At 73.7% G+C, this 18604-nt stretch carries 15 protein-coding genes; 10 read left to right on the forward strand and 5 right to left on the reverse strand.

What is annotated here, in order from left to right; genetic code table 11:
• Positions 1–29: 29 nt before the first annotated feature.
• Complete coding sequence (locus AB0C96_RS26500; protein ID WP_362920478.1) at positions 30–2273, reverse strand: alpha-galactosidase; 2244 nt, start codon at positions 2271–2273, stop codon at positions 30–32.
• Between the two features lie 189 nt (positions 2274–2462).
• On the opposite strand from AB0C96_RS26500, the gene AB0C96_RS26505 reads away from it, so the two are divergent.
• Positions 2463–2783: a DUF1330 domain-containing protein gene (locus tag AB0C96_RS26505; RefSeq protein WP_362920479.1), complete on the forward strand. Its 321-nt coding sequence runs from the start codon at positions 2463–2465 to the stop codon at positions 2781–2783.
• Between the two features lie 205 nt (positions 2784–2988).
• Complete coding sequence (locus AB0C96_RS26510) at positions 2989–5076, forward strand: restriction endonuclease (RefSeq protein ID WP_362920481.1); 2088 nt, start codon at positions 2989–2991, stop codon at positions 5074–5076.
• Between the two features lie 42 nt (positions 5077–5118).
• On the opposite strand, the gene AB0C96_RS26515 is transcribed toward AB0C96_RS26510, so the two are convergent.
• Positions 5119–5922: an alpha/beta hydrolase gene (locus AB0C96_RS26515; RefSeq protein ID WP_362920483.1), complete on the reverse strand. Its 804-nt coding sequence runs from the start codon at positions 5920–5922 to the stop codon at positions 5119–5121.
• Positions 5923–5969: 47 nt separating this feature from the next.
• Complete coding sequence (locus AB0C96_RS26520) at positions 5970–6917, reverse strand: aminoglycoside phosphotransferase family protein (RefSeq protein ID WP_362920485.1); 948 nt, start codon at positions 6915–6917, stop codon at positions 5970–5972.
• 113 nt (positions 6918–7030) lie between these two features.
• Between AB0C96_RS26520 and AB0C96_RS26525 the strand changes: the two genes are divergently transcribed.
• The 7 genes from AB0C96_RS26525 to AB0C96_RS26555 all read left to right on the forward strand — a co-directional run bounded on the left by AB0C96_RS26525 (position 7031) and on the right by AB0C96_RS26555 (position 14742).
• Positions 7031–8275 carry a CapA family protein gene (locus tag AB0C96_RS26525; RefSeq protein WP_362920487.1) on the forward strand — a complete coding sequence of 415 codons (1245 nt, stop codon included), beginning with the start codon at positions 7031–7033 and terminating at the stop codon, positions 8273–8275.
• A 122-nt stretch (positions 8276–8397) separates the two neighbouring features.
• Positions 8398–9018 (forward strand): TetR-like C-terminal domain-containing protein, encoded by a 621-nt coding sequence (locus AB0C96_RS26530; protein WP_362920488.1) that lies wholly within the window; start codon positions 8398–8400, stop codon positions 9016–9018.
• A gap of 162 nt (positions 9019–9180) precedes the next feature.
• A complete protein-coding gene (locus tag AB0C96_RS26535; RefSeq protein ID WP_362920490.1) occupies positions 9181–10401 on the forward strand; it encodes a cytochrome P450 in 1221 nt (406 codons plus the stop codon).
• A 47-nt stretch (positions 10402–10448) separates the two neighbouring features.
• Positions 10449–10643 (forward strand): ferredoxin, encoded by a 195-nt coding sequence (locus AB0C96_RS26540; protein WP_362920492.1) that lies wholly within the window; start codon positions 10449–10451, stop codon positions 10641–10643.
• Positions 10640–11902: an FAD-dependent oxidoreductase gene (locus tag AB0C96_RS26545; RefSeq protein ID WP_362920494.1), complete on the forward strand. Its 1263-nt coding sequence runs from the start codon at positions 10640–10642 to the stop codon at positions 11900–11902. Before AB0C96_RS26540 ends, AB0C96_RS26545 begins: the two co-directional genes overlap by 4 nt.
• A gap of 40 nt (positions 11903–11942) precedes the next feature.
• Positions 11943–14447, forward strand: coding sequence for an excinuclease ABC subunit UvrA (locus tag AB0C96_RS26550; RefSeq protein WP_362920496.1), 2505 nt, complete (start codon positions 11943–11945; stop codon positions 14445–14447).
• 82 nt (positions 14448–14529) lie between these two features.
• Complete coding sequence (locus tag AB0C96_RS26555) at positions 14530–14742, forward strand: EF-hand domain-containing protein (protein ID WP_362920498.1); 213 nt, start codon at positions 14530–14532, stop codon at positions 14740–14742.
• Between the two features lie 107 nt (positions 14743–14849).
• Here AB0C96_RS26555 and AB0C96_RS26560 read toward each other — a convergent pair whose 3' ends face one another.
• A complete protein-coding gene (locus tag AB0C96_RS26560; protein ID WP_362920499.1) occupies positions 14850–17228 on the reverse strand; it encodes a GH92 family glycosyl hydrolase in 2379 nt (792 codons plus the stop codon).
• A 124-nt stretch (positions 17229–17352) separates the two neighbouring features.
• The gene (locus AB0C96_RS26565) at positions 17353–17565 is read right to left on the reverse strand and encodes a hypothetical protein (protein ID WP_362920501.1); all 213 of its coding nucleotides are present in this window, start codon (positions 17563–17565) and stop codon (positions 17353–17355) included.
• 64 nt (positions 17566–17629) lie between these two features.
• On the opposite strand from AB0C96_RS26565, the gene AB0C96_RS26570 reads away from it, so the two are divergent.
• Positions 17630–18271, forward strand: a complete 642-nt coding sequence (locus AB0C96_RS26570; protein ID WP_362920503.1) for an HAD family hydrolase — start codon at positions 17630–17632, stop codon at positions 18269–18271.
• Positions 18272–18604 lie beyond the last annotated feature (333 nt).

The following is an 18604-nucleotide window of genomic DNA, read 5'->3' on the forward strand; positions in this document are numbered from 1 at the left end:
TCAAGCAGGCGCGGTTCCAGGCCGAGCGTTCAGTCGCCGTTGCGACCCCGCCGTGCCTCCGCCCGCCGTGCCTCCGTCCGTCGCACCTCTGTCCGTCGTGCTTCTGCCTGCCGCGCCTCTGTCCGTGGTGCTTCTGCCTGCCGTGGGTCTCCCTGCCGTGGGTCTCCCTGCCGTACGGCCTCCAGCAGCACCAGCCGCTCCGGGAACAGCGTCGGCGCCTGCACCCCGACCTCGGCCAGCAGCCGGCCCGGCAGCGTCACGCCCCGCTCCCACCAGGGCAGCACCGAGGTGAACGGGCCCTCCGGGCGGTCGCCCGGCGGCAGCGGCGACAGGTGGTACTCCGCGTCCGGATCGAGGCCCGGCAGCCGCACCCGCCCGGCCGGCGACTGCACGCTCGTCGCCATCTGCACCAGCGCGAACACCGCCCGACCGCGGTCGGGGGCGACCACACCGTGCACCCACAGCGCCGGATCGGGGTGATCGCCGTGCACCACCGTGCCGGAGTGCAGCAGCGGCCGCAGCGCCTTGTACCGCGTCACCCACTCCGCCAGCCGGGCACGCTCCGCCGGGCTCGCCGCGGTCAGGTCCCACTCGATCCCGAAGTGGCCGAAGAGCGCCGTCCCAGCCCGGAAGTCCAGCGGATGGCTGCGCCCCGTCGTGTGCGCCACCGGAGCCCCCACGTGCGCGCCGAGCAGTTCGGGCGGCAGCAGCAACCCGGTCCAGCGCTGGATCCGCTGCCGCTCCAGCGCGTCGATGCAGTCGCTGGTCCACACCCGGTCGGTGCGCTCCAATACGCCCAGGTCCACCCGGGCGCCGCCGGACGCGCAGGACTCGATCTCCAGGTGCGGGTGCCGCGCGCGCAACTCGTCCATCAGCCGGTAGACGGCTGCCGTCTGGTGGTGCGCGGCGGCATCCACCAGATCCCGGTTGTGGTCCCACTTGAGGTAGTCGATGCGGTACTCGCGCACCAGGGCGTCCAGCCGGCCGCACACATACCCGTAGGCCTCCGGGCGGGTCAGGTCGAGGACCTGCTGGTGACGGGAGGCCGGCGGGGTCCGGGGCGGGGCCGCGGCCAGGATCCAGTCGGGGTGCGCACGGGCCGGCCCGGAGTCCGGATTGATCATCTCCGGCTCGACCCACAGCCCGAACTCCAGGCCCAGCCCCCGCACGGTGTCGACCAGCGGATGCAGCCCGTCGGGCCAGACGCCCTCGTCCACGTACCAGTCGCCGAGCCCGGCGCGATCGTCCCGCCGCCCGCGGAACCACCCGTCGTCCAGGACGAACCGCTCCGCCCCCACCTCGGCGGCCGCCCGCGCCAGCCGTTGCAAGGTGGTCAGGTCCTGTGCGAAGTAGACCGCCTCCCAGGTGTTGAGGGTGACCGGGCGGGCGGTGGCCGGGTGCCTGCCGCGGGCGCGCAGCTGCCGGTGGCAGCGGCCGGCGAGTTCGTCCAGCCCGTGCCGCCCGTACGCGCCGTAGACCCAGGGGGAGCGGTACGTCCCGCCGGGGGCGAGTCGGAGCTCGCCGGGCAACAGCAGCTCGCCGCCGGCCAGTACCGCGTGCCCGGCCGGGGTCCGCTCGGCGAGCGAACGGTGGTTGCCGCTCCAGGCCACGTGCAGCCCCCACACCTCACCGGAGCGGAAGCCGAACCCGGTCTCGCCCACGAGGTGCAGCAGGGTGGCGTCGCTGCCGGTGCGCCCGCGCCGGCTCTCCCGCAGATGGGTGCCGAGCGTGAACGCGTGCCGCTGCGGGGCGCGCTCGCGGAGATGGCGTCCTGTCAGATCGAGGATCTCGGTGGCTCGGGCGGGGACCGGTAGGGCGAGGTTCAGCTCGGTCAACTGGTAGGGATCGTCACCGGTGTTGGTGACCGCGGCCCGCAGCCGCACCAGCCCGGCATCGGTCAACTCGATCTCCAGGACGAGCGCCAGACCGCCGGCCACGTCCGTCGCCTCGACGGTCAGCCGGCGGCCCCCCTCGCCCACGGCGCGGGCGCCGACCGCGAACGCGGGTGCGGCGGCCGACCCCGCACGGTGGCCGCTCAGCCCGGGGGTGCCGAGCCAGCCGGCGGACTGCTGCGGCAGCACGCTCACCGGGACCGGCTCGTCCGGCGCATTGGAGACGGTCTGTGCGACATCGGCGGTGCGCAGCGCGGCGAGCCGGTGGGGCGCCGGCTCGCCGAGGTCGGCGCCCCAGTGCACGATGCGCGGCAGCCCGGTACCGGACAGATCCAGCAGCAGGCTGGTGCCGGCGGCCCGGAAGTGCAGCAGGTCGTCCATGACGGATCCCTTCCCGGAGGGGACGGTGTTCGGCGGCGGTACGAACGATGCCCGCTGAGGCGGCGGTACGAACGATGCCCGCTGAGGCAGCGGCACGAACGATGACCTGTGAGGTAATCGACCCCGGCGGCGCCGGCTGGAAACGTGGCGGTCGACGCAGCCCGCCGCCACACCGAGAGAGGCCTTCCCATGACCGCATTCGCCATCGCCCACCTCCGCCCCACCGCCCCGCACCCGGACATCGCCACCTACATCGAGCGGATCCAGGCGACCATGGACCCCTACGGCGGACGGTTCCGCGTGCACAACGCCCAGGTCGAGGTGGTGGAGGGCGAGTGGCCCGGCTTCGTCGTGGTCATCGAGTTCCCCGACATGGACCGGGCCCGGGCCTGGTACGCCTCGCCCGCCTACCAGGAGATCCTCCCGCTGCGCACCCGGCACATCCCGGGCGACCTGATCCTGGTCCCCGGCGTCGCACCGGACTACGACGCCACCGCCACGGCCGCTTAGCAAAGGACGGCGCGCGCCTAGGGCCCGCACCTGCCCGGCCGCGTGTCCGGCCGGATCGGTGCACTCGCCGTCACCCGTCCGGACATCTTCCCGTCCCGCCACCGGTCCGGCCCCCCGCCCCCGCTAGAGTCGGGGGAACAGCGCAGGTGACGCCGCTTCCACAGGGTGCCGGGGGCGTCGCCCCGGGGGGAGGACACAGATCGACATGAGCCGCCGTTCCCATGGATTAGTGGCCGTCTGGGCCGAGGCGCAGCGTCAGCAGCAACGCCGGGAGGAAGCCCAGCGCCGTGCGCAGATGCAGCACCAGCGCGACCAGGAACGGCAGGCACGGGACGCCGAGCGCGCCATGGCGCGGATGCACCGCGAACGGCAGGTGGCCTACCGGCGGCAGCGCGAGGCCGACGCCCGCCGGCGCACCGAGGAGCTCGACGCCCGGGTCTCCGCGCTGACCGGCCTGCTCGCCGAGGGCTGCCGGGCGCCCGCCTTCACCGCCGCCGCGCTGCTGCGCCCCGAACGCGTCGAGGAGTTCGCCCCCGGCGCCCTGGCCACCCCCGTGCCGATGCCCGACCCGGCCCGCTACCAGGTGCCGACCGGTGGCTGGCACGTGGGCGCCGCGCGCCGCGACCGCGCCCAGGGGGAGGCCCGCGCCCGCTACGAGCAGGACTGGTACGCCGCGCAGGCGGCCGAGAGCCGCCGCCAGGCCCAACTCGCCGCGTACCGACAGCAGTACGACCAGTGGGCCGCGGGCGCGCTGGCCGAGATCCGGCAGCACAACGCCGGCATCGAGGAGCTGCTCGCCGCCCTCCGCGGCGGTGACGCGGAGGCGGCCGTCGAGTACTTCTCCGCCGCGCTGTACTCCTCCACCGCCTGGCCGGAGGGCTTCCCCCGCCAGGTCGCCGCCGCCTACGACCCGACGTCCCGTCAGCTCGTGCTGGACTGGGAACTGCCCGGCTACCAGGTCGTCCCGGAGAACAAGGCGGTGCGGTACATGCCCACCGCCGACCAGGAGCGGGAGACGGCCCGGCCGGTCGCCCAGCGCCGGGCGCTCTACCGCGACGTGCTGGCCCAGAGCGTGCTGCTGGTGCTGCGCGACCTCTTCGCCGCCGACGCCTACGGCATCCTGGACGCGGTGGCGCTCAACGGCTTCGTGGCCGACGTCGACCCGGCCACCGGCCGCCCCGCCCAGGTGTACCTCGCCACCGTCATGGCCCCCCGCACCGCCTTCGACGCCCTGCACCTGGAGCAGGTCAGCGCGGTGGAGTGCCTGACCGACGCGCTGCGCGGGCAGCTCGCCGCACGCCCCGACCAGCGCACCGCGGTGCGTCCCGGGCGGCTCCCGGGCGAGGTCGGCGGCGGCACCCCGGTCGTCACCCACGGCACCGACGGTGAACCGGACCTGTACGCGATGGACCCGATCGCCTTCGAGAACCTGATCGCCGAGCTGTTCCGCGCCATGGGCATGCAGGCCGTGACCACCCAGCGGTCCGGTGACGGCGGCGTCGACGTGGACGCCCTCGACCCCGACCCGATCCGCGGCGGCAAGATCGTCGTCCAGGTCAAGCGCTACCGCAACACCGTCCCGCCCACCGCCGTCCGCGACCTCTACGGCACCGTCCAGTCCGAGGGCGCCAACAAGGGCGTGCTGGTGACGACCTCCCGTTTCGGCCCCGGCGCCCACACCTTCGCCAACGGCAAGCCGCTGAGCCTGATCGCCGGCCCCGAACTCGTCGACCTGCTCGGCCGGTACGGGCTGCGCGGCCGGCTGGGCCCCGACGACCGGACCGGCCCGCGCACCGCCGACGAGGCACCGGACCACAACGTTCTCGGCATGAACTGGTCCGGCGAGGTCGCCCTCGACGTCTGTGCCCTGGTGTGCAAGGGCAGCACCGTGCTCAGCGACGACCACTTCGTCTTCTACAACAACCCGCGCACCCCGGACGGCTCGGTGCGGATGCTGCCCGGCTTCGCCCCCGACCGGGCCGCGATGCAGGTGCGGTTCGAGGAGCTGCCGCCGGACGCCGACCGGCTGGTCCTGGTCGCCGCCGTCGACCCCCAGGTCAACCCGGACGCCGACCTCGCCGGCTTCACCGAGGCCCGGATCCGGCTGCTCGACGCCTCCGGGGCCGAGCAGGGGCAGCTGGAGGTCTCGGACGGGCGGCGCGGCGAGACCGCCCTGGTGCTCGGCTCGTTCCGACAACGGGACGGCGGCGACTGGGACTTCGTGATCGGCGGGAAGGGCTACCCCGGCGGTCTGGAGGCGCTGGTGCAGGAGTACGGCATCGACGTCGCGTGACGGGTCCGCCGCCCGCCCGCCGCGGCCGGCGTCGGCTCCGCCTCAGCTCTGCCAGAGCCGGGTGAGGACGGCGTTCACCTCGTCCGGGCGGTCCTGGTGCGGGGCGTGGTCGGTGCCGGCCACCTGGATGTGACGGGCGCCGATCGCCTCGGCGAGGTACTCCCCGCAGGCCGCCAGCGCCCGGCCGGTGAACTCCCGGTAGGCGGGGTGCGCGGTCTCCCAGGTGCCGTTGATCACTGCCTTGGGCATGGTGGCCCGGGCCAGCGGTCCGAGGGGCAACTCCGCATCCCAGACCGGACGTTCCCGCATCGCCGAGCGCGCCGCCCGCAGCATCCGCGGGGTCGGCTCGGGCACCGGCAGGCCGTAGGGCTCGGTGGACTGCCGCAGGTAGTCCTCAAGGCTCGGCTCCTCGGCGACCGCGCCGAACGCCGCCCGGATCCGCTCCAGCGCCGCCGCCACGGTGGGATCGGCGGCCGCGGTGCGCAGCGCGGACGGCTCGATGAGGGTGAGCGACTGCACCGCCTCCGGGCGGGCCGAGGCGGCCAGCATCACGGCCGCCGCACCGTACGAATGGCCGACCAGGTGCGCACCACGGCCCAGCAGGTGCAGGACGTCCTCGGCGTCGGTCCGGTAGTCGCTGCGCGGGGTGTCCGGGCTGTCGCCGAACCCCCGTCGGTCGACGAGTTCCAGCCGGAACAGCTCGGACAGCGGGCGCTGCCCCGCGAAGCACGCGGTGCCCCAGCTCATCGTGCCGTGCACCAGCACCGCCCGCGGCGCACCGGGCGTCGCCTCGTCCCACACCGTCACATGGAGCGGATCGCGGTCCGTGAGGTGTTCGTCCTTCATGTGCACCAAGTCTAGGGGGTGTTCGCGCCACCGGCCCCCTCCGAGATCTACAGTCCGGCCAGCTCCGCCAGCACCTGAAGCTCCGTCAACTCCTCGGCGCCGCCCTCGATGTCGTCGTGATCGGCGCTCCACAGGGCGCTCTCCACACCGCGCGCCACCGACCAGGCGAGCAGCCGCGCGGGGTCCTCGCCGAGCACCTCGGCGACCAGTGCGTACCGCTCGCGGAGCACCGGCCGGGGCTCGGGGTGCGCGAAGGGGTCGTCGAGCTGGAGCAGCAGCGGCCAGGGGTCGTACGCCGGGTCGCCGACCATCGGCTTGGCGTCGATGACCAGCCATGGGCGGCGCTCGGCCGCCAGGACGTTGCTCGGGTTGACGTCGCCGTGCACCACGACCTCGCGCGCGGCCGTCGCCGGCAGGGTGCGCAGCAGTTCGATGCCGAGCGCCACCAGCCCCGGATCGTAACCGGGCCGCAGCCGCCCCATCCGCTCCGCCGCCAGGTCCGCCCACTGCGCGCACACCGCGTCGACCCGCTCCAACTCCCCGGCCGCCGGGGCCGGTGCGGCCCACAACTCCCGCAACAGGCCCGCGGCGAGGGCGAGCCGCTCGGCGGGCGGCAGCCGAGCGTCCCCGAGCGCGGTGCCCGGCCGGCACCGTTCGATCAGCAGCGCGCCCCGCTCGCGGTCCGCGTCCAGCAGCCGTACCGCGCCGTTGCCGTCCCAGGCCCGCAGTGCCGGGCCCTCGCCGTCGGCCTCGCGGTGCGGCCAGGTCACCTTGAGGACGGCGGCCGTGCCGTCGGACAGTTCGGCCGGCGCCACCCAGGAGCAGCTGCCCCCGTGGAACGGGGCACCGAGCCGCACCTCCCAGCGCTCCTCGATCTCCCGCAGCATCCCCGGCAGGCGCGCCAGCCAGGCCCGCCCGGAGGCGGTCCGTCCCATCTGCTCGACGACCGGCAGGCCGGCGGGGAAGCGGTCGTCGGGGTGCGTGGTGTGGGCCATCCGGGCAGCGTAACCACGGCTGCGGCCTCCGTGGCGGCTCCGTATGGGGGAGAGCCGCAGACACCCGCGCGCACCGTCATTTCCGGCCGTGAACGGCTGGTATCTGTCGGGGCATGAGCGCGTACAGACGGTATGCCGTGGCCGCCCTGCTCGTCGCGCTGGCCGTGGGGTGCAGCGGCCCGCGCCCCGTTCCGCGACCGGCCCCGCGGCCGACCCCGGCAACCACCCCCCGCGCGCACGCGGGCGCCCCCGCCGCCAGGGCCACCGGTCGGCTGCCCTTCACCCTCGTCGCCTCCGGGGACGCCATCCCGACCCACCCCGCGGTGCTGGCCACCGCGCGGGACGACGGACCGCTCGGCGGCTACGACTTCCGGCCGATGCTCCGCGGCGTCCGGCCCCTCATCGACTCCGCCGACCTGGCGCTCTGTCATCTGGCCGCCCCGCTCGGCCCGCTGACCGGCCCCTTCACCGGATACCCGGTCCTCCAGTCGCCGCCGCAGATCGCCACCGCCCTGAAGGCCACCGGCTACGACTCCTGCGCCACCGCCTCCAACCACGCCCTGGACCACGGCGTCCCGGGCGTGCGCCGCACGCTGAACGCGTTCGACACGGTCGGGCTGCGCCACACCGGCTCGGCCCGGAACGCCACCGAGGGCCGTCGCCCGGCGCTGCTGCGGGCTCCGGGCGGCGCCCGGGTGGCCGAGCTCTCCTACACCTACGGCATCGAGGGCGGGCGGCGCCCGTCGGACCCGCCGTGGGGCGTCGAACTGCTCGACGGGAAGCGCATCCTCGCGGACGCCAGGGCGGCCCGCCGGGCCGGCGCCGACATCGTGGTCGTCAGCCCGCACTGGGGCACGGAGTACCGCACCGCCCCCGACCGGCGACAGCTGGCGCTGGCCCGGAAGCTCACCGCCGCCACGACCGGCGGCCGGCCCGACGTCGATCTGATCGTCGGCACCCATGCGCACACCCCGCAGCCGTACGAGAAGGTCCACGGCGCCGGGGGCCGCGGTACCCGGGCCGGCGGCCGACGAAGGGCGGCCGATCCGCGCGGTGGCGGTACCTGGGTCGCCTACGGACTGGGCGACCTCATCGGAGGCGGCACACACGACGAGCGCGGAAAGATGAGCACCACCGCTCGCTTCACCTTCACGCCCCCGGCCACGCCCGGCGGTCGCTGGAAGGTCACCAAGGCGGAATTCATCCCGCTGTGGTGGGACGCCGAGGCGGGCCGCGTGATCGATGTGAACAAGGCGATCAGGGCCGGACGGCTGGACCTCACACCCGTTCGCCACCGCATCCGGCGCATGGTGCTGAGCAGGGGCGCGGACAAGGCCGGATTGGTGATGGGCGGATAACGGCAGCGCCGACGGTTCGCTGGGGCTCCGGCGATTCCCCGGGCCTCGGCGCCGCCGCACACGGGCCGATGTGAAACGCTGGAGCGGTACGCCACAGGTCCAGGGAAGGGAGTCGGAGGGCAGTGAGCGAGCATGCGGCCGTCCGGGCCCGGAACCCGCGCGGGCAGGGCGAGCGTCTGCGGGAGGAACTGCTGCGGGCCACCGAGCGTCTGCTGGAGGAGGTCGGCAGCGAGGACGCACTGTCGCTGCGGGCGGTGGCCCGCGCGGCGGGCGTTGCCGCGCCGAGCATCTACCGTCACTTCTCGGACAAGACCGAGCTGGTCTGGGCGACCCTGGAAGTCAGTTACGAGCGGCTGGCGGCGGCGATGACCGGAGCCGAGGCCAAGGCCGCCCCCGACGACCCGGTGGCCCGGCTGCGCGCCCAGTTGCGTGCGTACTGCCGCTACGCCGTCGAGCACCCCGCCACCTACCGGCTCCTGTACGAGACCCGGCAGACGCCGGTCGGCCCCGAGCGGCTCGCCGGGCACCCGGCCGGGCTGTTGGTGCGCAGCTGGCAGCGGGCGCTGACGGCGTGCGAGGACGCCGGCTGGCGGGTGCGCGGCTCGCGGTCCGAGGCGCCCTATGTGCTGTGGTCGGCGGTGCACGGCCGGGTCATGCTCTGGCAGGTCATGCCGAGCCGCAAGGACACCCGACGGCTGGACCGGTTCGTGGACGAGGTCCTCCAGCTGCTGCTGGAGCGCTGAACCGCGCAGCGGGCGCGGCCGATTCCCCACCCTTCCCACCCCCCCCGACATAAATAGCTGCGTATTACACATGTAAGTTTACGGGTGTTAGGCGAACGTTCCACTCCGCGTGCACGCCCTCCGCCGGCGTGCACGCACGGCCCGTCGAGTGAGATGAGCGAGATGACACTTCCCACCGCCCCCGCGCCGCTCCCCGTAGCGCCCCCGAGCGACTGCCCCTTCGAGCCTCCCATCGAGTTCACCGCCCTGCGCGCCGAGCGGCCGATCTCCAAGGTCTCCCTCCCGGACGGCAGTTGGGCCTGGCTGGTCACCCGCTACGCCGACATCCGGGCGATCCTCGGCGACACCCGCTTCAGCTCCGACACCACCGTCCACGGCTACCCGCTCAGCGGTATGACCGGCGGCCCCAGCACCCAGAACCGCGGCTTCATCCGGATGGACCCGCCCGAGCACACCCGGCTGCGCCGGATGGTCACCCGGGAGTTCATGGTCAAGCGGGTCGAGGCGCTGCGCCCCGAGATCCAGCGCCTCACCGACGAACTCTGTGACGCGATGGAGCGCGCCGAGGGGCGCGAACGGGGCGGGGTGGACCTCGTCGAGGCGCTGGCGCTGCCGGTCCCCTCGCTGGTCATCAGCCTGCTGTTGGGCGTCCCGTACGACGACCACACCCTCTTCCAGCGGCTCACCGGGACCCTGCTCTCCCGCACCGTCCCCGACGCCGAGCGCGAGGCCGCCCGGGTCGAACTCCGCGACTACCTCGACGAGTTGGTCACCGCCAAGGAGGCCGACCCGGGCGACGACATCCTGGGCCGGCTCATCGTCGAACAGCAGCGGACCGGTGAGATCACCCACGACGAGGTGGCCGCCTTCGCGGCCCTGCTGCTGATCGCCGGGCACGAGACCACCGCCAACATGATCGGCCTGAGCGCGCTGACCCTGATGCGCGACACCGAGACCGCCGAACGGCTGCGCCAGGACCCCGGTCTGATCCGCGGCGCCGTCGAGGAGTTGCTCCGCTTCCACAGCATCATCCGCAACGGGCCGCGCCGGGTCGCCACCGCCGACATCGAGATCGACGGGCACCTCATCCGTGCCGGCGAGGGCGTCGTGGCGGCCGTACCGTCCGGGAACCGCGACGAGAGCGTCTTCGCCGACGCCGACCGGCTCGACGTCCAACGACCCAACGCCCAGCACCACATCGCCTTCGGCTACGGCATCCACCAGTGCCTCGGCCAGGCGCTGGCCCGTGTCGAACTCCAGGTCGTCCTCGCGACGTTGCTGCGCCGCTTTCCCACGATGCGGCCCGCGGTGCCGATCGAGGAGATACCGTTCCGCACCGACATGTCGATCTACGGCTGTCACACCCTGCCCGTCACCTGGTGACCGGCCGCACCGTCAACCCCGCACACCGACCCCCACGGAGCCCCGCCATGAAGATCACCCTCGACGCCGACAAGTGCTGCGCCGCCGGCCAGTGCGTGCTGATCGCCCCCGAGGTCTTCGACCAGCGCGACGAGGACGGCGTCGTCGTCCTCCTCGACGCCGAACCACCCGCCGAGCAGCACCACGCGGTCCGCGAGGCCGCCGCGATATGCCCGGCCGCCGTGATCGAGGTGCACGCATGACCGCCCGGCCGATCGCCGTCGTCGGCGCCTCGGCGGCCGGGCTCGCCGCGGCCGAGACGCTCCGCCGCTCCGGCTGGACCGGCCCGCTCACCCTCATCGGCGACGAACCCCACCTGCCGTACGACCGGCCGCCGCTGTCCAAACAGCTGCTGCACGGCACCTGGGAGCCCGCCAAGCTGCTGCTGCGCACCGCGGAGCAGCTCGCACCGCTCGACCTCGACCTGCGGCTCGGCACCCGCGCGACCGGACTCGACGTGGCCGAGCGCAGCCTCACTCTCGACGGAGGCGAACGCCTCGACTGCGCCGGAGTGATCGTCGCCACCGGTGTCGTGGCCCGCACGCTGGCCGGCGCCGACCGGATCGTCGGGGTGCACACCCTGCGCACCCTCGACGACGCACTCGCCCTGCGCGGCCGGTTGGGCGACCCCGGCCGCCGGCTGGTGGTCGTCGGCAACGGCGTCCTGGGCTGCGAAGCCGCCGCGGTGGCACGGGAGTTGGGGCATGACGTCACGCTCGTCGGCGTCGGCCCGATACCGATGGCCGCCGCCGTCGGCGACGAGATCGGCGCGCTGCTGGCCGAGGAGCACCGGGCACACGGCGTCACCCTGCGCACCGGCGCGGTCGACGGCTTCGAGAGCGCCGCGGACGCGGTCACCGGCGTGCGGCTGGCCGACGGCACCGTGCTGCCCGCCGACACCGTGCTCCTCGCCATCGGCTCCACCCCCGCTGTCGGCTGGCTGGGCGACCCCGCGCTGGACACCACCGACGGTCTCCGCTGTGATGCGTACTGCGCGGCCGCCCCCGGCATCTACGCCGCCGGCGACGTGGCCCGCTGGGACCACCCGGTCCACGGCCGGCCGGTGCGCTTCGAGCACCGGATGAACGCCACCGAACAGGGCATGGCCGCCGCCCGCAACCTGCTCGCCGAACTGGCCGCCACCACCCCCGCACCCACCGACGGCGCCACCGACCGGGAACGCCGCCCCTTCGCGCCCGTGCCGTACTTCTGGTCCGACCAGTACGCCCTCAAGATCCAGGCGTACGGGCTGACCGGCGGCGCCGACCGGGTCGAGACCACCGTGCTGGACCGGGCGGCGCGCCGTGCCGTCGCCCTCTACGGCCGCGACGGGCGCGGTGTCGGCGTGCTGGCGACCGGGCTCCCGCCCCGCCAGCTCCGGGCGCTGCGCGGCGTGGTCGCCGACCCGCTGCCGTGGGAGGAGGCGCGCGACCGGGTCGCCGCCGCAACGTCCGCCGGCTGACCCGGTCCGATCCCGCCGCACCGTGCCCGATCATGGAGGGATGGCCGACTCGTACGTACGGGTGCGCGGCGCCCGTGAGCACAACCTCCGCACCATCGATGTGGACATCCCGAGGGACGCGCTGGTCGCGTTCACCGGGGTGTCCGGATCGGGCAAGTCCTCGCTGGCCTTCGGCACCCTCTTCGCCGAGGCCCAGCGCCGCTACTTCGAGTCGGTGGCCCCCTACGCCCGGCGGCTGATCCACCAGGTCGGCGCGCCCAAGGTCGAGGACATCACCGGACTGCCGCCCGCCGTCGCCCTGGAACAGCGGCGCTCGGCACCCACCTCCCGCTCCTCGGTGGGCACCGTCACCACCCTCTCCAACACCCTGCGGATGCTCTTCTCGCGCGCCGGCGACTACCCGGAGGAGATGCCGGAACGCCTGGACTCCGACGCCTTCTCGCCCAACACGGCGACCGGCGCCTGCCCGGAGTGCCACGGCCTGGGCACCGTCCACCGCGTCACCGAGGAGTCGCTGGTCCCCGACCCGTCGCGGTCCCTGCGCGAGGGCGCCATCGCCGCCTGGCCGGGCGCCTGGCAGGGCAAGAACCTCCGCGACATCCTGGCCGCCCTCGGCCACGACATCGACCGGCCCTGGCGCGAGCTGCCGCAGGCCGACCGCGACTGGATCCTGTTCACCGACGAACAGCCCGTCGTCACCGTCCACCCGGTCCGCGAGGCCGGTCGCATCCAACGCCCCTACAAGGGCCAGTACATGAGCGCCCGGCGCTATGTGCTGCACACCTTCGCCGACTCCAAGAGCGAGACGCTGCGCAAGCGGGTGCAGGGCTTCATGGTCGCCGAGCCGTGCCCGGCCTGCGGCGGGCGGCGGCTGCGCCCCGAGGCGCTGGCCGTCACCTTCGCCGGCCACGACATCGCCGCCCTCGCCGGCCTCCCGCTGGGCGCCCTCGCCGAGCTGCTCCGCCCGACCGCCGCGCGGACCGACGAGGAGGTGGCCCCGGCCCTCGCCCGCGACCTGGTGGCCCGGATCGAGGTGCTCACCGAACTCGGCCTCGGCTACCTGAGCATGGACCGGTCCTCGCCCACCCTCTCCGCGGGCGAGCTACAACGACTGCGGCTCGCCACCCAGCTGCGCTCCGGCCTCTTCGGCGTGGTCTACGTCCTGGACGAGCCGTCCGCCGGACTCCACCCCGCCGACACGGAGTCCCTGCTCACGGTGCTCGGCCGGCTCAAGGAGGCCGGCAACTCGCTGTTCGTCGTCGAGCACGACATGGACGTGGTGCGGCGCGCCGACTGGATCGTCGACATCGGCCCGCGGGCCGGGGAGCACGGTGGGCAGGTGCTGCACAGCGGCCCGGTCGCCGGGCTCGCGGAGGCCGAGGCCTCCGCCACCCGCCGCTTCCTCTTCGCCACCGAACCGCCGCCCGCCCGCACCCCGCGCCGCCCCTCGGGCACGCTGACGCTGCACGGCGTCACCCTGCACAACCTTCGCGATCTGGACGCCGCCTTCCCGCTCGGCGTCTTCACCGCCGTCACCGGTGTCTCCGGGTCGGGCAAGTCGACGCTGGTCACCCGCGTCCTCGCGGAAGCCGTACGGGACCACCTCGGCGCCGACCAGCCGGAGACGGCCGGCACCGACCAGTCCGAGGACGGCGCGGTCGGCGAGGACGGCGCGGTCGGCGAGGACGGCGCGGACACCGGGGCGCCGGCCCGCGCCCAGTTCACCGGTGCCGAAGGACTGGAGGCGATCGACCGGCTGGTCCGCGTCGACCAGAAACCGATCGGCCGCACCCCGCGCTCCAACCTCGCCACCTACACCGGTCTCTTCGACGCGGTGCGCAAGGTCTTCGCCGCCACCGACGAGGCCCGCGCCCGCGGCTACCGGGCCGGCCGGTTCTCCTTCAACGTCGCGGCCGGTCGCTGCGAGACCTGCCAGGGCGAGGGCTTCGTCGCCGTGGAGCTCCTCTTCCTGCCCGGCACCTACGCGCCCTGCACCGCCTGTCACGGCGCCCGCTACAACCCCGAGACCCTCCAGATCACCTACCGGGACCGGACCATCGCCGAGGTGCTGGCGATGACCGTGGACACCGCCGTCGCGTTCCTCGCCGACATCCCGGCCGCCGCCCGCAGCCTGCGCACGCTCCAGGACGTCGGCCTCGGCTACCTCCGGCTCGGCCAGCCGGCGACCGAGCTGTCCGGCGGCGAGGCCCAGCGCATCAAGCTCGCCGCCGAGCTCCAGCGCCCCCGTCGCGGGCACACCCTCTACCTGCTCGACGAGCCCACCACCGGCCTGCACCCCGCCGACACCGAGGTCCTGCTGCGCCAGCTGCACGGACTGGTCGACGCCGGGCACACCGTCGTGGTCGTCGAGCACGACATGGGGGTGGTCGCCGGCGCCGACCACGTCATCGACCTCGGCCCGGGCGGGGGAGCGGACGGCGGCCGGATCGTGGCCGCCGGCACCCCCGCCGAGGTCGCGGCGGCACCGGGCAGCCGTACCGCCCCCTACCTGGCCCGTCGGAGGGCGCGACCGGCCCGGTCTTGACGGTCCGCTAATGTACGCAGGTCAGATCACCAGGCAACACCACCGCGCAGCACTGCGCAGCACCACGGAGGGGGCACCTCGCATGGCAGACATCGAGAAGGCCAGGGCGGCGTTCGACCGGTTCGACGCGGACGGCGACGGGCAGGTCACGCCGGACGAGTTCAAGCGGGCGATGGCCGAGATGGGCGACCCGTTCGTCACCGGTCCGGTCGCCGAGGCGGTCATCAAGGCCAAGGACACCGACCACGACGGCACCATGTCCTTCGACGAGTTCTGGCAGGCCCTCCAGGACTGACGTCCGCAGGACCGTCCCGCCCCCTCCGCCTCCGCGTCCGCCCGCGGACCGGCCGCGCGCACCCCGCGCCACCGGTCCGCGGGCCCACGCGGAGCCGCCGCCCGCCGCTACGGCGTACCGGCGGCGGGCGCCGTGCCCACCGGCGGTGGCGCGGCGTGCTCCCCGGTGCCCCAGGCCGACGGCTCGGTGCCCACGGTGAACGCCAGCCGGTGTCCGGTGCGCAGTTCGTCGGTGGTGAGGTACGTCCGGTCCCGCTCGGACCCGTCCAGCCGCACCGACTGCACATAGCGCTGCGCCGACGACGTCCCGGGCGCCGTGATGGTGAACCGCCCGGCCGGGTAGTAGCGCCGGTCCAGCGTCAGCTCCACCCGGTCGAACACCGGCGTGCTCAGGCCCCAGTTGTCGGTGCCCGGCTGCACGGGGAACACCCCGATCGACGAGAGCACCATCCACGCCGACATCGTCCCCAGGTCGTCGTTCCCGGTCATCCCGGTCGGGGCGTCGGTGAACAGGGTCAGCGCGGCATGCACCACATCGGTCGTCTTCCAGGGGCGGCCGGTGGAGAGGTAGGTGTACGGCGCGATCAGATCGGGCTCGTTCTGCGGGTTGTACTTGTCCGCGTTGTAGTAGTCGTACGGGCCGTTGACCCACACCTCCCGGGCGGTCTTCTCCGGGTCCTGAAGCAGCTTGCGGTAGGCGAAGAACGCGTCGAGCCGCTCATCGGCCTTGTCCTTGCCGCCGATCAGCCCGATCATCCCCCGCAGGTCCTGCGGCACCAGCCACTGGTACTGCCAGGACGTGCCCTCGTGGAAGCCCTCGCTCTTGGCCGGGTCGGCCGGACCGGTGAAGGCGCCGTGCTCGTCGCGGGCCCGGAAGAACCCGGTCGAACGGTCGAAGATCTTCCGGTAGTTCTGCGCCCGGTCCGCATAGCGGTCGGCGTCCGCCCGGTGCCCCAGATCGCGCGCCATCTGCGCCAGCATGGCGTCCGACAGGGCGTACTCCAGCGTCGCCGAGGCGCCGTGGTCGAAGTCCGAGTCACCGGGCTTGCGGTGCGGGCGTCCCTTGACGTAAGGCGCGAAGCCGTCCTTCAGGTACGGCGCATTGGCCTCCCTGCCGACGGCCGGCGAAGCGTCCGGCGGCACCCCGTCGGCGTTCTTCTTCAGCGCCGCGTACGCCTCCTCCTCGTGCCCGGCCAGCAACCCCTGCTGGTAGGCGTTGGTGAGGAACGGGGTGACCGGATCGCCGGTCATGATGTTCGTCTCGACCGTTCCGTAGCCCCACTTGGGCAGCCAGCCGCTCTCCTTGTCGATCCGCAGCACCGACAACGCCATATCGCGCGACTCCCGCGGAGCCAGCAGGGCGAGCAGCTGCGCCTGGGTGCGGTAGGTGTCCCACAGGGACCAGTTCTGGTAGTACGCGGAGCCCCCGAAATCGGCGGTGCGGTGGGTCTTCCGGTCCCATCCGGTGTAGCGCCCGTCGACGTCGCTGCCGATGTTCGGCGCGAGGAACGACCGGTAGAGCGAGGAGTAGAAGGTCCGGCGCAGCGTCCGGTCGCCGCCGCGGACCTTCACCAGGCCCAGACGGCGCTCCCACGCGGCATCGGCGGCGGCCCGCGCGCGGTCGAAGGAGAGCCCGCCCTCGGCGCGCAGGTTACCGGCCGCGCCCGCCGCGTCGACGTAGCTGAGGGCGGTGGTCGCCTCGACCGTGCGGTCCTTGCGGGTGTCGAAGCGGACGTAGGCGCCGTGCCGTCCGGCCCCGGTCGACGCGGTGGATCCGGGCGTCACCTTGTCCCCGTCCCAGGTTCCGTACGACGCGAACGGCCGGTCGAAGCGGGTGAGGGTGTAGACCGTGTACGGCTGGGTGTCCTGGCAGAAGCCCCGGCCGGTGATGGCGGTGCGGATGGTGCGGGAGTCCAGCACCTCGACCCGGGTGGAGACGGTCCGGTGCAGCGACTGGCCCGTGTTGAGCAGCACGTTGGCCTTGTCGGTGGCCGGGAAGGTGTAGCGCTGCCGGCCGGTGCGGGCGGTGGCGGTCAGCTCGGCGGTGATGCCTCCGTAGGACGTCAGCCCGACGCGGTAGTAGCCGGGCCGGGCCGACTCGTCGTCATGGCGGAAGGCGGCCGCGTACTTCGCGTTGTCGGTCTCGGTGACGTCGCCGGTGGTGGGCAGCACCGGCAGGTCGCCGCCGAGCCCGCAGCCGACCCCGGAGATGTGCACCGAGCTGAAGCCGCGGATGTGGTCGGCCTTGTAGTCGTAGCCGGTGGTGTGGCCGGTGTCGGGGGAGAGCTGCACCATGCCGAAGGGTAGGGCGGCGCCCGGGTAGGTGTTGCCGTCGTTCTGGCTGCCGATGAACGGGTTGACCAGGTCGGTGAGTGGGCCGCCGGGTGGTTCGGCCTGCGCGACGGGGGCGGTGAGTGCGCCCCCGATCAGCGCGGCCGCCAGCACCGCGCCGGCGGTGCGCAGCCGGGTGCGACTGGGCCTTGACATGGGTCCGAACCTCCGGAGGGCGTCGACAACGTTGTCAGAGCGCGCTCATTCTTGGTGCCGGACAGGTGCGCGTCAAGGGGTGGCGCGGGGTCAACTCCGGTGCTGCGGCCGGTTCTCGGTGGGCTCACCCGGTGCTGCCGCCTGGGCGGGACGGCACGAACGGGCAGCACGGTGCGGACCCGTACGCTCCCGGTCCGGCGGCGGCCCATGCGGCGAGCAGCTGCTCGTACTCGGCCTGCTCGTCCGGCCACAGAGGCCGGCCCATACGTGCGGCCATGAATGCGCGTATGCGCTCGTTGGCCTCGGCGGTGGCGTCAGGGACGCATGTGGTCGCCATGGCGCGGATGGTACGGCCGGCCACTGGCAAGCGCACACGGATTGCCCGCCCTTAGGCTGTTCGCATGATCCGCGCAGTGGCATTCGATGTCGGCGAAACGCTCATCAGAGATGACCGCGGGTGGGGGGCGTGGGCCGACTGGCTCGGCGTCAACAGGCACACGCTCTCCGCCCTGGTAGGCGCGGTGGTCGCCCAAGGCCGGGACAACGCCGATGCCTTGAGACTGGCACGGCCGGGGATCGATATCGAGGCGGAGCGGGCAGCAATGGAGCGGGCCGGCCGGGGCGAGTTCCTGGACGAGTCAGACCTGTACCCGGACGTTCGGCCCTCCTTGGCAGCAGTCCGGGACGCGGGGATTCGCGTGGTCGTGGCCGGTAACCAGACGGCCCGGGCCGCCGAGTTGCTGCGCGCGCTTGATCTGCCGGTGGATGCACTGGCCACGTCAGGGGAGTGGGGGGTGGCCAAACCGTCCGCCGAGTTCTTCGCGCGCACGGTGGTCCTGGCGGGTGTTCCGGCTGGCGAGGTGCTGTACGTCGGTGACCATCCGCAGAACGATGTTGGCCCGGCCCGCGCCGCCGGGATGCGGACGGCCCACCTGCGCCGCGGTCCGCTCGGGCATCTTTGGGCAGACAGCGCGGAAGCGCGGGCCGCGGACTGGCGTGTTCAGAGTCTGACTGAGCTGGTGGACGTGGTCCGCCCGAGGTGAGCGTCAATGACACGGCCCCACCTGCGTTGTGCGGCGGGGCCGTTTGAGTTCCCGCAGCGTGACGGTGCGAGTACGGTTCGGAGTGGCTGCACCGAACGGAGACAGCAGTGCGACACGAAGTCGCTGTCACAGCAGCGGTTGATGGCAGGGAGGTAGCCATGAACCCCGACCCGTGACCGACGGTCGGTCCCCAGCCTCGGGTGCGTCTGCGGCAACGCGGGGGTGCTGAGCCGAGGTGGTCAAGCCCAAGGGCAGGGTGGGCCATCACCCAGCCACAGGCGAAGGGGAAGACCAGGCGGGCGAGCGAAAGCGAACCCTTGTAGTTAAGGGCCG

This window comes from Streptomyces sp. NPDC048506 (assembly GCF_040651315.1).
GTDB lineage: Bacteria > Actinomycetota > Actinomycetes > Streptomycetales > Streptomycetaceae > Streptomyces.

Bases quoted from the DNA above. Each gene is read 5' to 3' on its own strand.
- AB0C96_RS26500 (WP_362920478.1), bottom strand. From the start codon at position 2,273: ATGGACGACCTGCTGCACTTCCGGGCCGCCGGCACCAGCCTGCTGCTG.
- AB0C96_RS26505 (WP_362920479.1), top strand. From the start codon at position 2,463: ATGACCGCATTCGCCATCGCCCACCTCCGCCCCACCGCCCCGCACCCG.
- AB0C96_RS26510 (WP_362920481.1), top strand. From the start codon at position 2,989: ATGAGCCGCCGTTCCCATGGATTAGTGGCCGTCTGGGCCGAGGCGCAG.
- AB0C96_RS26515 (WP_362920483.1), bottom strand. From the start codon at position 5,922: ATGAAGGACGAACACCTCACGGACCGCGATCCGCTCCATGTGACGGTG.
- AB0C96_RS26520 (WP_362920485.1), bottom strand. From the start codon at position 6,917: ATGGCCCACACCACGCACCCCGACGACCGCTTCCCCGCCGGCCTGCCG.
- AB0C96_RS26525 (WP_362920487.1), top strand. From the start codon at position 7,031: ATGAGCGCGTACAGACGGTATGCCGTGGCCGCCCTGCTCGTCGCGCTG.
- AB0C96_RS26535 (WP_362920490.1), top strand. From the start codon at position 9,181: ATGACACTTCCCACCGCCCCCGCGCCGCTCCCCGTAGCGCCCCCGAGC.
- AB0C96_RS26540 (WP_362920492.1), top strand. From the start codon at position 10,449: ATGAAGATCACCCTCGACGCCGACAAGTGCTGCGCCGCCGGCCAGTGC.
- AB0C96_RS26545 (WP_362920494.1), top strand. From the start codon at position 10,640: ATGACCGCCCGGCCGATCGCCGTCGTCGGCGCCTCGGCGGCCGGGCTC.
- AB0C96_RS26550 (WP_362920496.1), top strand. From the start codon at position 11,943: ATGGCCGACTCGTACGTACGGGTGCGCGGCGCCCGTGAGCACAACCTC.
- AB0C96_RS26555 (WP_362920498.1), top strand. From the start codon at position 14,530: ATGGCAGACATCGAGAAGGCCAGGGCGGCGTTCGACCGGTTCGACGCG.
- AB0C96_RS26560 (WP_362920499.1), bottom strand. From the start codon at position 17,228: ATGTCAAGGCCCAGTCGCACCCGGCTGCGCACCGCCGGCGCGGTGCTG.
- AB0C96_RS26565 (WP_362920501.1), bottom strand. From the start codon at position 17,565: ATGGCGACCACATGCGTCCCTGACGCCACCGCCGAGGCCAACGAGCGC.
- AB0C96_RS26570 (WP_362920503.1), top strand. From the start codon at position 17,630: ATGATCCGCGCAGTGGCATTCGATGTCGGCGAAACGCTCATCAGAGAT.